General features: G+C 65.2%; 14 protein-coding genes. 5 read left to right on the forward strand and 9 right to left on the reverse strand.

What is annotated here, in order from left to right:
- Window positions 1-74: 74 nt before the first annotated feature.
- Entirely contained in the window at window positions 75-1,034 is a 960-nt protein-coding gene (locus HYG81_RS31095; RefSeq protein WP_425607515.1) for a diacylglycerol/lipid kinase family protein, read from the reverse strand.
- 54 nt (window positions 1,035-1,088) lie between these two features.
- Between HYG81_RS31095 and HYG81_RS31100 the strand changes: the two genes are divergently transcribed.
- Complete coding sequence (locus tag HYG81_RS31100) at window positions 1,089-1,808, forward strand: PHP domain-containing protein (protein WP_180840028.1); 720 nt, start codon at window positions 1,089-1,091, stop codon at window positions 1,806-1,808.
- A 117-nt stretch (window positions 1,809-1,925) separates the two neighbouring features.
- Here HYG81_RS31100 and HYG81_RS31105 read toward each other — a convergent pair whose 3' ends face one another.
- On the reverse strand, window positions 1,926-2,339 hold the full coding sequence (locus HYG81_RS31105) for an Lrp/AsnC family transcriptional regulator (RefSeq protein ID WP_180840030.1): 414 nt from the start codon (window positions 2,337-2,339) through the stop codon (window positions 1,926-1,928).
- A 102-nt stretch (window positions 2,340-2,441) separates the two neighbouring features.
- Between HYG81_RS31105 and carA the strand changes: the two genes are divergently transcribed.
- Window positions 2,442-3,521, forward strand: a complete 1,080-nt coding sequence (carA, locus tag HYG81_RS31110; protein WP_180840031.1) for a glutamine-hydrolyzing carbamoyl-phosphate synthase small subunit — start codon at window positions 2,442-2,444, stop codon at window positions 3,519-3,521.
- 117 nt (window positions 3,522-3,638) lie between these two features.
- On the opposite strand, the gene HYG81_RS31115 is transcribed toward carA, so the two are convergent.
- From HYG81_RS31115 to HYG81_RS31135, 5 genes are all read right to left on the reverse strand, one after another.
- Window positions 3,639-4,610 (reverse strand): ABC transporter substrate-binding protein, encoded by a 972-nt coding sequence (locus HYG81_RS31115; RefSeq protein WP_180843021.1) that lies wholly within the window; start codon window positions 4,608-4,610, stop codon window positions 3,639-3,641.
- Window positions 4,611-4,972: 362 nt separating this feature from the next.
- Complete coding sequence (locus tag HYG81_RS31120) at window positions 4,973-6,157, reverse strand: ABC transporter substrate-binding protein (RefSeq protein ID WP_180840033.1); 1,185 nt, start codon at window positions 6,155-6,157, stop codon at window positions 4,973-4,975.
- A 109-nt stretch (window positions 6,158-6,266) separates the two neighbouring features.
- Window positions 6,267-7,031 (reverse strand): SIMPL domain-containing protein, encoded by a 765-nt coding sequence (locus HYG81_RS31125; protein ID WP_180840035.1) that lies wholly within the window; start codon window positions 7,029-7,031, stop codon window positions 6,267-6,269.
- A 388-nt stretch (window positions 7,032-7,419) separates the two neighbouring features.
- Window positions 7,420-8,430 (reverse strand): glycosyltransferase family 2 protein, encoded by a 1,011-nt coding sequence (locus HYG81_RS31130; protein WP_180840037.1) that lies wholly within the window; start codon window positions 8,428-8,430, stop codon window positions 7,420-7,422.
- 53 nt (window positions 8,431-8,483) lie between these two features.
- A complete protein-coding gene (locus HYG81_RS31135; RefSeq protein WP_180840039.1) occupies window positions 8,484-9,191 on the reverse strand; it encodes a class I SAM-dependent methyltransferase in 708 nt (235 codons plus the stop codon).
- 224 nt (window positions 9,192-9,415) lie between these two features.
- On the opposite strand from HYG81_RS31135, the gene HYG81_RS31140 reads away from it, so the two are divergent.
- From HYG81_RS31140 to HYG81_RS31150, 3 genes are all read left to right on the forward strand, one after another.
- Entirely contained in the window at window positions 9,416-9,697 is a 282-nt protein-coding gene (locus tag HYG81_RS31140; RefSeq protein WP_180840041.1) for a MarR family transcriptional regulator, read from the forward strand.
- Window positions 9,698-9,809: 112 nt separating this feature from the next.
- On the forward strand, window positions 9,810-10,664 hold the full coding sequence (locus HYG81_RS31145; RefSeq protein ID WP_180840042.1) for an MBL fold metallo-hydrolase: 855 nt from the start codon (window positions 9,810-9,812) through the stop codon (window positions 10,662-10,664).
- A gap of 29 nt (window positions 10,665-10,693) precedes the next feature.
- Complete coding sequence (locus HYG81_RS31150) at window positions 10,694-11,416, forward strand: YkgJ family cysteine cluster protein (protein WP_180840044.1); 723 nt, start codon at window positions 10,694-10,696, stop codon at window positions 11,414-11,416.
- Between the two features lie 255 nt (window positions 11,417-11,671).
- Here HYG81_RS31150 and HYG81_RS31155 read toward each other — a convergent pair whose 3' ends face one another.
- The gene (locus HYG81_RS31155; protein WP_180840046.1) at window positions 11,672-12,082 is read right to left on the reverse strand and encodes a TRAM domain-containing protein; all 411 of its coding nucleotides are present in this window, start codon (window positions 12,080-12,082) and stop codon (window positions 11,672-11,674) included.
- A gap of 114 nt (window positions 12,083-12,196) precedes the next feature.
- A complete protein-coding gene (locus HYG81_RS31160) occupies window positions 12,197-13,924 on the reverse strand; it encodes a radical SAM protein (RefSeq protein WP_180840048.1) in 1,728 nt (575 codons plus the stop codon).
- Window positions 13,925-14,095: the final 171 nt, after the last annotated feature.

Genomic DNA, 14,095 nt, shown 5'->3' on the forward strand with positions numbered 1-14,095 from the left:
CCATCACAATTACGGTGACTCTTGAAACCAGTATCGTCTCGTCTCGGCGGTTTCGAATCGATACCGTCGGGAGGTTACTGGCCCGCGGACGTCTCGAGCGGCCACAGCTCCCCCTCGTCCGGATCCGGCTGATAGCCGTCGCCGACGGGAATCGTGAGCGTTTCCGACTTCGTCTCGAGGTGTAGCGTTTCAGTTTTGAGCATCTCGCCGTCGAGACTGTATTCGACGGAGTCCTCGCGGCTCTCGATCGCGAGCGACGGCGTTCGCCGGCGGACGATGTGGGTGCTGTCCCGGCCGAACAGCCCCTCGAGGGCCGCGCCGCTGACCAGGTTCGTGGTCGCGGCGTCTTCGACGATCGTGACCTCGAGCAGGCCGTCCTCGACGTTCGCCTGTGCCGTTCGCGCGCCGGTGAATCGCCGGCAGTTCCCGATGAGGACGAACAGGGCCTCGCCCTCCCAGGCCTGTGCCGTCTCGCCGTTCGGACCCGCGGCCGTCTCCACCCGCAGCGGGAGCGAGTCGAACTCGCCGACCGTCTCGAACGTGTTCTTCACGTACGCGAGCACGCCTAACTCCGCCTTGCTCTCCGTCGTCGTCTCGCTGCTCGCCTCGGCGGTGATCCCGCCGACACAGGAGTTGACGAAAACCCGGTCGTTCGCCGTCGCGATATCGATCGTCCGCCGGCGACCGTCTTCGATCACCGTAAACGCGTGCTCGAGCCCTCGAATGTCGATGTTCGCCGCGAAGTTGTTTCCCGTCCCCGCGGGGACGACGGCGACGGTCGTCGTCTCGAGCGCATTTGCCGCTGCAATGCCGTTGACGACGGCGTTGAGCGTACCATCGCCACCGGCCGCGGCGATGAGGTTGGCGTCGGGTGCGGCGTCACGAGCGAACCGCGTCGCGTCGCCTGCTTCCTCGGTCTTCCGAATCTCGAAACCGTGGCCGCCCGCGAGTTCGACGACGTCGTCGACGTGCTCCCCCGACCCGCTCACGGGATTGAGGACGAGAACGCGGTCGCTCGCCTCGTCAGATGACATACTGCAGTGCATGCCGGCCGCACGCAAAAGGGTCTGCCCGGCGTTTGCTCTCCTATGTACGCAGTCGATCTCCACGCACATACGCGATTCTTCCACGGCAGACGATCGCTCGGTGATCGGTACGATCCGCTGGGTGTCCGACTACTCGCCGAAGCGGCCGAGCGACGCGGCCTCGACGGCATCGCGACGACGAACCACGATTACTACACGGCGTTCGACCCCGCTCCGGACGTCGAGATGCTGCCGGGGATCGAGATCACGACCGACCGCGGGCACGTCCTCGTCGTCGGCCCCGACCCGCCGGCAGCGACGAAACCCGGCGCGCTCTCCCCCGAAGAGGCGGTCGCGCTGGCTCACGATCGGGACTGCGCCGCGATCGTCGCCCACCCCTTCCGAAACAGTACGGTGCGGGAACTCGAGGATATCCCCTTCGACGCGATCGAAGTGAACGGCAAACACCCGCGCTCGCGGCCGCTGGTCGAGCAGTTGGCGGGCGACCGGGAGCTCCCGCTGGTCGGCGGCAGCGACGCGCACTATCCCTTCGAGGTGGGTCGAGCGTACACGGTCGTCGAGGCCGACCGGCTCACGCCCGAGTCGATCGTCGACGCGATCCGTGACGGAAACGTCAGCGCGCGCGTTTCCCGGTCCGGGTTCGACCGGCTACTGCGCAAGGGGTATCGGGCGATCCACAACCGAAAACAGGTGATCGACGCGATCGAGCGGCCGACGCCGGGCGTCGGGACGCCGCCGGGTGAGGAAACGCAATCCGACTAGTCGCTCGCTTCCGTCTCAGCGAATCGATGAACCGCATGCCGGTTCGTCGGCTGAGTGGGACAGCGAGACGTCGACCGGACCGTTTCGGGCCAGTCGTGGAGTGTGTTGCGACCCGTCCTACCCGAGTTCTTCGTCCAGAATCAAGCGCGTCTTCGTGCTCACGACCTCCTCCTGATCGCGGGCCTTCGTAATCAGATCGTTGACCCCGCGCGTGTCCGCGGCGTCGACCACGAGGACGACGTCCTGTTCGCCCGAGACCATCCAGACGAAGTCGACCTCGTCCCACTCGGCCATCCGCTCGGAGACGCCCTTGGTGTCGACGTCGACCGCGACGCTGATCTCGAGCATCGCCTGGACGTTCCCGGTCCGAGTCGAGATCGTGAAGCGTTCGATGACGTCGTCGTCCATCATCCGCTCGACGCGGTTGCGGACGGTCCCCTCGCTCGTCTCGACCTCGTCGGCGATCTCGGTGTACGGCGTCCGGGCGTCTCGCCGGAGGATATCGAGGATCTGTCGGTCCAGGTCGTCCATGGAGATGCGGACCTACGTGTGACTCGCACTTACCGATTACGAAAATCGTAACTGAGCTTCGAAGACAACACTTATGATGGTCCATCCGATACGTAGATCGTAATGACGGAAGCCTACGTCGCACTGGAAGGCGGCCACGTGATCGAGGGACGTGGTCGTGCTCCGGGAACGGCTCGCGGTGAACTCGTTTTCACAACAGCGTATTCGGGCTACGAGGAGAGTCTGACCGATCCCTCCTACGAGGAGCAGATTCTCACGTTCTCGTATCCCCTGATCGGCAACTACGGCGTCCGAGAGGAGCGCTTCGAGTCCGATCGAATCCACCCGCGCGCCGTGCTCGCGAAGGAACTCACCAAGGACGTCGCCGACTGGCTCGCAGGCGAGGGCGTCCCGGCTGTCGACCACCTCGACACGCGAGAGGTCGTCACCGACATCCGCGACGGCGGTGCGATGAAGTGCGGCATCGCCGTCGGCGAGGACGTCACCGAGGAAGACGCGCTCGAGCAACTCGAGCAGTGCAAAGCCATGAGCGACCACACCGACATCGGCGCACAGGTCAGCGTCGACGAACCGGTCGTCCACGGCGCGGACAACGACGGCGAGACCGTCGCCCTGATCGACTGCGGCGCGAAGGGTTCGATCGTCGACTCGCTGCTCGAGCGCGACGCGACCGTCCACGTGTTTCCCTACGACGCGGCCGCAGCCGATGTCGAGGCCGTCAAGCCCGACATCCTCTTCATCTCGAACGGTCCTGGCGACCCGGTCAACTTCGGGCAAGCCATCACCCTCGTCGAGGCGTTCGTCGAGGACACGCCCGTCGCCGGCATCTGTCTCGGCCAGCAGATCGTCGCCGAGGCGCTCGGCGGCACCACCGAGAAGATGACCTTCGGCCACCGCGGCGTCAACCAGCCCGTTCTCGACCTCGAGTCCGGCCAGGTCGTCATGACCACGCAGAATCACGGCTACACCGTCGCCGACCCCGGCGACCACCTCGAGGTCACCCAGATCAACGTCAACGACGACACGCCCGAAGGGATCGACGGCGTCGAGTACGACGTGCTCACCCGTCAGTACCACCCCGAAGCGAACCCCGGTCCCGAAGATACTCTCGACTTCTTCGACGACGTGCTCGCCATGGCTTCCGAGCGAGCGGACGCGCAAGCGGTGCCGGCCGACGACTAACTGCCGAACCGTCGGGTGTCGACTGCAGACGGTTTTCGTCTGTTTTTGCTGTCCGTTCGATCGACGATCCGATCGATAGCGTTGCGTCACCCGCTCGAGAAGGGTTCCTGCGTCGCCTTAGAACTCCCCAGAAACGATCTCTGCGACGCGCTCGCGGTCGAACAGCGTCGCGTCCGCGAACGCGTCGGGGTAGATGTCCGTCGCGGCGCGTTCGGTCTGATAGAAGTTGATGATCGGTCCCTGATCGAGGTAGCCGCCGTTGTACACGGCTTCCTCCTGTACGGCCGTCACCTTGCTTGCGGCCGGATCCTCCTGGAGCGGCTCGATAATTGACTCCCGGAACGCCGACTCGGAGACGCCCTCCTGGCCGCGAACCAACAACACGTCGGGATCGACCTCGAGGATCGTCTCGAGGTCGACCGTTCCACCGTCGCCGGTGTAGTGGCCCACGTCGCTCGCCGCGAGCGCGTCGGTCAGGCCGAGATCGCGCCACTGCTTGGTACTGACCCCACCGTCGTCGAATCGGTAGGGATGAAACTCCGACGGCGGCACGTCCGACGCGCCGACGAGCATCGCGGCCGGTCGTTCCTCGGCCGGCGGGAGTCGCTCGTCGATCGTCTCGAGCATCGCTTCGTGGAGTTCGACGAACGCCTCGTAGCGCTCGCGTTCCTGAAAGACGTCGGCCATCAGCTCGAAGGCCTCGTAGAGGTCGTAGTACCGGTAGTCGTGCCACTCGTCGCTGCGTCGGCGGATGAAGTTGCCGAAGAAGGGGCCGGCGGCCGTTTCGATATCCTCGACGTCCCCCTCGCTCCAGCCGTACCAGTTGAGCAACTGGTTCGGCTCCATGAAGTGGACCTCGGCCTCCATCTCGTAGAACACCTCTTTGTCGACGCCGTTGTCGTTCAGCTCTCGGATTCCGTCGGCGTCGTACTCGATCCCCGGCAGTTCGTCGTAGGCCTCCGTCGCGTGGCGGTCGTGGCCCTGAATCCCGAGCGTCTCGCCGCCGCCGAGTGCGAACCCCATGTCCGCGTAGCTCGGCAGTAGCGCGGTCCACCGCTCGGGCGGCCCGCTGAACTCGACCTCGCCCATCGGTTCCATCGCGACCATGTACGTCTCACCGCTCGAGTCGCTGGTTCCGTCGCCGCCAATACATCCCGCGAAGAGTGCGCCCCCGAGGGCTGCCCCTGTCCCCACGAATTCTCTGCGTGTCGTTTCGGTATCTCGCATCGATATCTGTGTTTTAGGCCAACCTAAAAACTGTATCGGTTGTTCTCTCAACCGTGCGATTTCGAGCGACCGCACGCGGTCTGTGAACGCGATCCGTCCGGCGGTGTTCGAGCGGCGAGCGGTCACCGGTTGTCCGACAATTCGGACCGCTCAAGTAGGAAAAACGCCCGCGGAACAGCCCTCTTCCTTCCGGCCTATTGTCCGAATCCCTGTTATCGTACTCCTCAGTCCCCGTCGTCGCTTCCGGTAGTGATGATGCTCGCGACTCGGTCGCGATCGAACAACTGTTCGTCTGCCGGAATCTCCGGATACGGGTCGCCTGATTCGTAGCCGGGCCACTCGCCGAACTGGTCGGGGTAGAGCTGCTTGGCGGTCATCTCGAGCTGGAAGAGGTTCATGATCGGGCCCTGGTAGCGCATGCCGCTGGCGAGGACCCGGTCGTTTTGCACCGCCGCCAACTCGCTGCCGGCAGAGTGAGATTCCATCCGCTCGCGGATGTCCTCGATGGCGTAATCCGGCGTGATTCCCCAGAGGTGGAGGATGACGTCCGGATCCGCATCGAGCATCGTCTCGTAGTTCACCGTCCCCCAGTCGCCCGACCACTCCACGTCGGCGAGCGCATCGTGGGCACCGAGCGGCCGCGTTTCTGCTTGCCAGAAGCCTGGTGTGTTGAGGTTGTACGTGTAGAAGACGCCGTCACCCAGCGTGGCGCGTGCGACCGTCGGCCGCTCGCTCTCGGATGGCAGGTTCGACTCGATTTCCGACATCGTTTCCTCGTAGACGTTCTCGAGTGCCTCGTAGCGCTCTCGTTCCTGAAAGACGGCCGCGACTTTCTCGAAGAGCTCCCAGAGGGTGTAGTACTCGTAGCTGTCGGCGTACGCCGGAGCCGGGTCGCTGTGAACGCCGCTGTGATAGCTGCCGACCCACGGGCCGACTGTGTCGGCGATCCCGTCGACGGTCGATTCGTCCCAATCGTCCTGGGTCGTCAGCACGTACGACGGATCGAGGAAGTGAACGTCGCTATCGTAGTCGTAGAGTTCCTCCTCCGTTACGCCGTCCTCGAGCGGGTTTTCCAGGCCCTCCCAGTCGAAGGAGACGCCCTCGAGTCGCTCGTAGAACTTGTTCATCGTCGATCCCGACATCTCCGGGGCTTGCAACGAGTTCACGGCGTCGCCGTGGCCGAGCGCGACCGCCATGTCGGCGTAGTGCGCGAAGGTGACTAGCGCGTCCTCGGGAACGGCATCGAACTCGATCTCGCCCATCGGTGCCATCGACACCGTGTACGAGTCGCTTCCGTTCTCCGAGTCACCGTCCCCGCCGAGACAGCCGGCCAGCGCTGCGCTCCCGGCTGCGATCCCCGCTGCAACGAACCCCCGTCGGCTTCGGTCGAACTGCCGCGTTGAATCCATGTGGTTTAGGGACGCCTAACAATTGTAAAAAGCGTTCGGTTTTAGGCAAGCCAAAAATCGCCGCAGTGACACGATAGCGCCGCCCGGAATCGGTGTCGTATCTCGCCGGTCACGTCGCGAACGCGTACGTGACCGTCACGCTGGCGCTGACGCTGACCGGTTCCGCGTCGATTTCCGTCGGCGGTGCCCCGCCGCTGGCCGCGTCGTCAGTGGCCGCGGTTTCGCGGCGAACCGAATGCACCTGCACGTCGCCGGTCGTGACGGCCGTCGTCCCCTCGAGTTCGACCTCGCGGTTGTCGGCGATGTGGGACGCCTCGTCGTCGGCGTTCGAAAGCGCTGCGTCGATCGCGTCCTTCCGCAGTTCGGACCGCGTCTCCTCCGTCACCGTAAAGCTCACGTGCCCCACGTCGTCCGCACCGGCCTCGACCGCCGCGTCGATGACCTCGCCGACGCGGTCGACCTCGGTGACGGTCACCCGGAACGAGTGTCTCCCCTCGAACCCGTCGGCGTTCCGTCCGCGTGCCGGGTAGACGCGGTACTGCCCTTCTTCGACGTTCTCCTCGGGGATACCGAGGTCGTCGAACGCCGCGCGAAGCCCGTCGGCACCGCTCGAGAGCGCCTCGGTAACGGCGTCTGCGCTCTCGCCGGACGCCTCGACGCCGACGCTGACGACCGCCTGATCCGGCTCCGCCTCGACCTCCCCGCTGGCGCTGACCGTAATCTCGCCGTCCGCCGCGCTCGCGTTCGAGTCGGAAGCGGGTTCGTCGTTCGGTTCCGAGCCGGAATCGTCGCTACTGAGCGGGCTTCCCGTACAACCCGCCATCACTGCCGTCAGCCCGATACTCGAGGCCGCGAGGAACTGTCGTCGATCCATAGCTGATCGACCGTCGGACACGGAAATAAAGCCATCCCAAGTTCAAACGATCCTTTGAGCCTCGAGCGGTCTCGCCGGGAACCGACGGCGTTCGGGAATTGCAGGGCGACCGTCCGGTCGACCGACCTGCTGGACCGGCCCGTCGAAACCACCGGCGCCAACACGCGGGCCGAACCGGTGTCGGTCGCCGCTGCGCGGGAGACGACTCGCGTGTTGACGTTGCTTCTCTCGAGACCCTGTTCGGGCAGGATTGGCCGATAGCCAGTTCGTCCGAAACCGGCGACCGGCGACACCTTCGGCTATCGGGGTGAACTGTCCTCGATCGATTCGAAACAGGGAACCGGCGTTTCGCGTGGAGGAAGCGACCGTACTCTGTTCCGGTCGCCGGTCAGCGCCAGTCGTAGACGCGAACCGCCCGGTCGTGGCGCTCGGCGATCCCGTGGGGGTTTCGCTTGCTCGAGCGGTCTCCATATCGGGCCCGAACGCCGTCCCACAGGCCGCGCGTGATGTTCGTGACGACGGTTGTGCCGTCGGACACCCAACCCGTCGGCGTCGCCTCACCGGCTGCCAGCCGGCGAACGCCGGCGCACCCCTCCTGCAGTGCGCTCCCGGCGGTCCGGGCGAGGACGCTCGGTCGGAGTCCGTAATTCTTTGCGAGCCGGTAGGACAGCGATCGGTAGGTCGCTCCCCAGTCTGGATCGGCCTGGCCGCCATCGGAACGGAGTTCCGACGAAGACCGCCTCACGGGTCGAGAGGGCGTCGCTCGCTCGTCATCACGAGCGTCGCTTCGAATCGTTCGACTCTCGTCGCTCGACGCACCGCCGTCGGTTCCGACCCCACAGCGGGCAGCCATCGCCGCGTCCCACGACACGTCGTACTCGAGGCCGGCCACGCGGTGTGCGCAGTCGCGCTCGCTCGCCTCCTCGAGGTACTCGTCGAAGCCGTTCAGGGCCTCGAGGACGGGCCGTTCGAAGGCGACGTTGCCGCCGTGGAAGTGGGTCACCGACCGACCGGCGACCTGCTGGGGCGACTGGCGGTCCCCGCTGACGGGGCCGTCCGTCACGGGGCCGGTGACGACGTCCGTCTCCCCGGCCATCGCCTCGTCGATGGCCGGATACCAGCTGTGATCGATCGCGTACTCGCCGTCGAGGAAGGCGATGACATCGCCCGTCGCGAGTTCGAGGCCGGCGTTTCGGGACACGCTCGAGTTCCGCTCGGAGATTTCGACGAGAACGTCGACGTCGTCGCGGTCGCGGACGACGCCGGTCGTCCCGTCCGAGGACGGACCGTTAACGACGATGATCTCCGTCGACGACGGCGTTCGCTCCGTGAGGGCGTCGAGACACGACAGCAATCGCTCCCGGTCGTTCAGCGTCGAGACGACTACCGAGAGCTCCATAGCATCCGGTAGGGGCTCCTGATAGTAAATAGATGGGATTCAGATCGGTTCGATCAACGGACGCGCGCGTTCCAGTACGACACTGACGCGAAGTGATCGGTGACCGGCAGTTCTCCGACGGCGTTGTCGAGCGCGCGCAGCGGCGACGCGAGGCCGTTGGGAATCGATCGGTACAGTCCGTAGGGGAGGAGGAAGTCGTCCTCGACGTCAACGAGCGTCAGATCCGTCTTCGCGAGCAGGACCGCGACCTCGCTCTTCGAGTAGAGTCGCGACCCCATCGGAAGCGCCCAGTTGTAGATGCTCCGCGACGAAAAGCGGTTGAACGTGTCGAAGACGATCTGGTCGCGGGAGACGCGTCGCATCTCCGCGAGGAACGCCTCCGGATCGTCCGCGAGGTGGAAAAACCGCATCGCGACGACGGTATCGAAGTGATCGTCCGGGAAGGGGAGCCGTCCCGCGTCGCCCCGGAGGAACTCGAGCGTGCCCGCGGTATCCGCGTTCCGGGCCTTCCGTCGCCCCTGCTGTAGCATCGCCGCCGAGATGTCCAGTCCGACGACGTCGGCCCCCTGATGGGCCAACATGACCGTAAACCGCCCGGTACCACAGGCGATCTCGAGGACCTTCCGGTTCTCGACGGGCATGATGGCCTCGAGAACGGCCGCTTTCTCCCGTCGGTCGATCAGCTGGCCACCCTGGGAGAACCGCTTATTGTCGTACTCCTCGGCGATGTCGTCGGCTTGGTACCACTCCTGTCCTTTCACACTGAGCGAATCTACTGTCGCGATGGGATAAAACGATACTGGAGTCCGCTGACGAATCGCTGCCGAACCGACCCCTGTGTTCGCCCGCCCTCTGCGGAAATCGGCGTCGAACGGCGGAAATCACAATATTGTGTTAATACACCATTCATACCCCTTATACAAACTACAGTATTCGTATCCACATATAGGGAAGCTTTACCATCGACGGTTCCGCTGCAGTAGGTATGAGCACGAGTACGGCTGAAGACCGCGCCGCCGCAGCCGAGGAAACCCTTTCGGAGGACGAATACCGCGACCGACTCCGCGACCTGCCGCCGAGCGCGAAGCTCGTCGCGAAAGTGCTGGAGACTGACTCGCCGCTCTCGCAGGGGCAACTCGCTGAGGAATCGCTGCTCCCCGACCGAACCGTTCGCTACGCGCTCAACCGACTCGAGGACGTCGGCCTCGTCGGCTCGCGCTACAGCTTCCGCGACGCGCGCAAGCAGGTCTACTTCCTCAAGAACTGACCGTCCCGACCGACCACCGATCTGGTTTCCACTGCTCGGGGGAACGAGGGGGACCAGCCGACCATCGATACCTGCCGATACATCCTTTTTTGCTCGGTCGTACTGTCGAGCTATGTACGTTTCTCAGCGTTCCGTTCCGGTCGCGACGCGTGCTCCCGGCGGGGAGACCAACGCTTACCTCGTCGGAGCGACGACGGAATCATCTTCAGCCGACGAACAGGGACGGCGCGACTCCGACCGCAATTCGGCGATACTCGTCGATCCGGCGGCGAGAACCGACGATCTCGACCGCCTGCTCGAAGACCACAGTATCGAACACCTCCTCGTCACTCACACCCACCCCGATCACGTCGGTGCCGTCGAGACGTACGCGGCCGAAACCGACGCGACGGTCTGGGCTCGCTACGGCCGAACCGACCGGTTTCGCGACGCCACGGGGTGTGACTCCGACCGCACGTTCACGCCCGGGACGACGATCCCGCTCGGCGACGAGCGGGTCCGGATCCTCGACGCGCCGGGACACGCCCCCGATCACATCGCGCTCGAGGCCGGCCGCGACGGACCGATCATCTGTGGCGACTGCGCCGTCCGCGAGGGCAGCGTCGTCGTCGGGGCACCGGAGGGTGACATGCGGGCGTACGTGACGACGCTACGTCGCCTCTGGGCGATGGACCCGCCGGTGCTCTATCCCGGTCACGGCCCCGAAATTGACGCCCCTCGGCAAACCCTCGAGCGCCTGCTCTCTCACCGGGCCGAGCGCGAGCGACGGGTGCTCGAGGCGGTCACGTCGGGTGCTCAATCCCTCGAGGAAATCCTCGAGTCGGCCTACGAGAAGGACCTTTCGGGCGTTCGCGACCTCGCACGAGCGACGGTCGTCGCTCACCTCGAGAAGCTCGCCGTCGAGGGCAGGGTGGAGTGGGACGGCGAGCGGGCGATCGCGGCCGCGACCGACGACGAGGGCGACTGACTTTTCCGCGTCGACGCCGATCATCGGGTGTGCAATCACTCGAGGCCGAACTCGACGACGCCCGCCAGCTCGCGGTCGACGACCTCGCGGACGCGATCGAGTCGATCGGCTTCGAGTGTACCCGCTGTGGGGCCTGCTGCAAGGCCGACGCCGAGGACGACCACACCGCGACGGTGTTTCCGGACGAAGTTCGCGACCTCGAGGAGAGCGCGGCGCTACGCGCCGCGGACGATCGAGCGGTGGAACCGCGAGATGGCGACAGTTATGACGGCGACTACGACTGGCGCGATATCGCCCGGCCGATGCCCTACGGCCTCTCGGAAACGGAGGACGGCGCTCTCGAGGGCGAGACCTTCGAGTGGGCGCTGCAGACCGACGGCTGTGGCGACTGTACGTTCTACGAAGAGGACGATTCGGGCATGGGTGCCTGCGCCGCTCACGACGACCGCCCGCTCATCTGTCAGACCTACCCGTTCAGCGTCGCGCTCGCGGGGACCAGCCAGCCAATGGGCGAGGCGGTCGACGAAGCTGGGATGGTCCGCGCCCACGAATGCGAGGGACTCGGCCGGGACATCTCTCGAGCGGACGCCGAAGACCTCGCTCGAGCGCTCAAGGAACGCGCCGTTCGGGAACTCGAGGAGGCCATCGCCGTTCGAGACAACTACGAGCCCGCCGATCGTGACCCCGGCGAGATCGTCGTTCACGACTCCGAAGGCGCGAAACGGGTCGATGGGACGCCGCTCGAGGAGTGAGACACAGCCCGACAGATCGGTCGATCATCCACGTTCTAGGAACCCCTTCCAAATCGTTGCGACTCGAGTAACGAACCACACAGAAACGGATAGCGGGTCGAACGGCGGTAGAATACACTGTACGGCGCGCGAAGCGCGCCGTTTCTCCGAGCGCGAGCGGAGCGAGCGCTCGGCCTTTTTTGGTCGAGATTTTTTGCCGGGGGTTGAGGCTGGCGTCGAAGACGCCAGCCGATGCCCCGGTAAAAAAGGTCGTTGTTAGAACGTATCCTCGATAATTTCGCCGACGGCGAAGTTCGACTTGACCTCGGTGACTTCGATCTTGACGCGTTCGCCGACGTCGGCACCGGGCACAATGATGACGTAGCCGCGTTCGACGCGGGCGATCCCGTCGCCCTGTTTGCCGATATCTTCGATCTCGACGTAGCGCGTTTCGCCGACGTCGACCGGTGGCTGTGGCTCGGACGGCGCGCTCTGGGCCGTCGCGGTCGCCGTTCCCTCGCCGGTGCTCGCCTCGTCCTCGCGCGAGATGAGCGCGACGCGGTAGATCTCGCCGGGGTCGACGTCGCCGGTCTCGATCTCCTGGCGCGGCACCTCGATGACGTATCGATCCTCCTCTTCCGAAACGTCCGTACTGAACAGACACAGCAGCTTTTCAGATATTTCCACAGGGAGACCCCTCTGTTTCACTTCTGATCCCCATCCATAATAGAACTACCGACACAAAACCATCAATTGACGGGGAATGAGCCCGTTCCGGAGTGATCCCGACCGAAATCGAACTCAGTCCGCGCGCTCGAGCGGCCGCGTCGTCATGAACTGCGTGAGGTCGAACTCGGTTCCGAGAGACGCGTCGGCGACGGACTCGTAGGGCCGGTTGACGACGATATCGCCCGCGGTGCGGTCGCCGATACCGGGAATGGCGGCGAGTTCGTCCATCGAGGCCGCGTTGAGATCCAGCGGATGGGGGACGCCGGTCACTGAACGGTAGCCGTGGTCGACGACCGCGACGTCGATCGTTTGCTCGAGTTCGCGCTCCCCCGGAATTCCGACCAGCAGCGGATAGGTCCCCAGCTGACGACCGAAGGTCTTGCCGTCCTGGTGGTACTCGAGGTGGACGTCCGGGAGCACGGTCCCCGGGGGAACGACGCGCTTGAGCATCGGATTGTCGATCTCCTCGCGAACCTGCTTCTTGTAGCGTTTGAAGAGCTTCTTGTGGTCGTTTGCGATCTCGGCTCCCGTCTCGCTCATGTCGGTGCCGTCGAAGGCCATCACCTGCCGGATGTTGATTCGGCGGAGCATGTAGCCCTCGTCGTAGACCCGCTGGAGGAACGCTCGATTGCGCTCGTAGGTCTCCTCGCGCTCGCCCTTGAGGCCGTGCAGCAGGTTGATTCCCGGCAGGAGCTTCGGGAGCCGTCGCGGCGCGTCGTCGCCGAAGGTCGGCGCGTCTTCGCGGTCTCCGCCGGGCCGCCACCCCGCTTCCTCGTTGACGATCCGAACCGCCTCGAAACACTCCTCGGCCGTCACGTTCAGGTTGTTCTCCTTCTGGACGACCGGGTCGGCCGATTCGAGGCCGAACGCGGCCGTGTCGCCGGGCGTGTTGTGCTCGGCAATGATCCGGATCCCCTCCCGGCTCTGCTCGGGCCAGTTGACGATCGTAATGGGGTTCATATTGTCCAGATGGAGCGTCTCGAGGCCGGGTGCGACCTCGCGGATTCCGCTGTAGAGCTGGCGCAGGGCGTCCGGATTGGGCGCCTCGCCGTCACCGCCGTAGGCGAGGATGTCGGCCTGCCGACCGAGCCGGAAGTGTTTCACGCCGTAATCCGAGAGGGCGTCGACCTCGCCGACGACCGACGGCGGTGACCGGAAGGACGGGTTGCCGTAGAGCGGTTCCGTACAGAACGAACACCGGTAGGCGCAGCCGCGGGAGGTCTCGAGTTCGCAGATGAGATGGTGGGGATGGTTGGGATGCTGTTCGACGACGAACGCGCCCTCCTGGGCCCACCGCGACACCTCGTCGACGTCGCGCATCCGGTTGTTGAATCCCTCGAGGCCGCTTTCGACGAGGTCGTAGACGGCGGCCTCGACGTCGCCTTTGGCGACGAAATCGAAGTCCAGGTCCTGGCGCTCGGTCTCGGTCGCGCCGGCGTTCTCGTCGCCGACGCCGAACTTGACGGGGCCGCCCATGAGGCTCGTTCCGTTGGTGGTCCAGGCGAGCTTTCGGACTTCGTCGGGTTCGGCCGGCGTGCCGCCGACGTACTTCCCGGGAACGGTCATCCCGCCGAGATAGCACAGGAGGTCGGCTTCGTCGACGTCGCGCCAGTAGTCGGGCTCGTCGCGAAGTCGATCGATCGTGTGGTAGGTGATCTGCTCGCGCGGGACGCCAGCATCGACGAGCGCGCCCGCTACGTATCGGGGGTACGTCGAGATGTACGGCGGCACCCCGAAGTGTGCGGGCTCGTCGACGTAGCCGTCGACGATCGTCACCGCCAGCGTCTCGGGGTCAGTCATGGCTTTCGGTAGCGCCTCGAGGGGTAAAACGATGACTACACGAAAGCCCCGGCTCGCTGGACCACACGCCCAGCGAGCCGCCCCTTTCAGTCCCACCCGGCAGTGGTTTGATCGGCCGTCAGACTCGGAGCGGAAATCGAGTCGTCACCTAGCGTGCCGATGACGCGGTCG

The organism is Natrinema zhouii (assembly GCF_013456555.2).
Taxonomy (GTDB): Archaea; Halobacteriota; Halobacteria; order Halobacteriales; family Natrialbaceae; genus Natrinema; species Natrinema zhouii.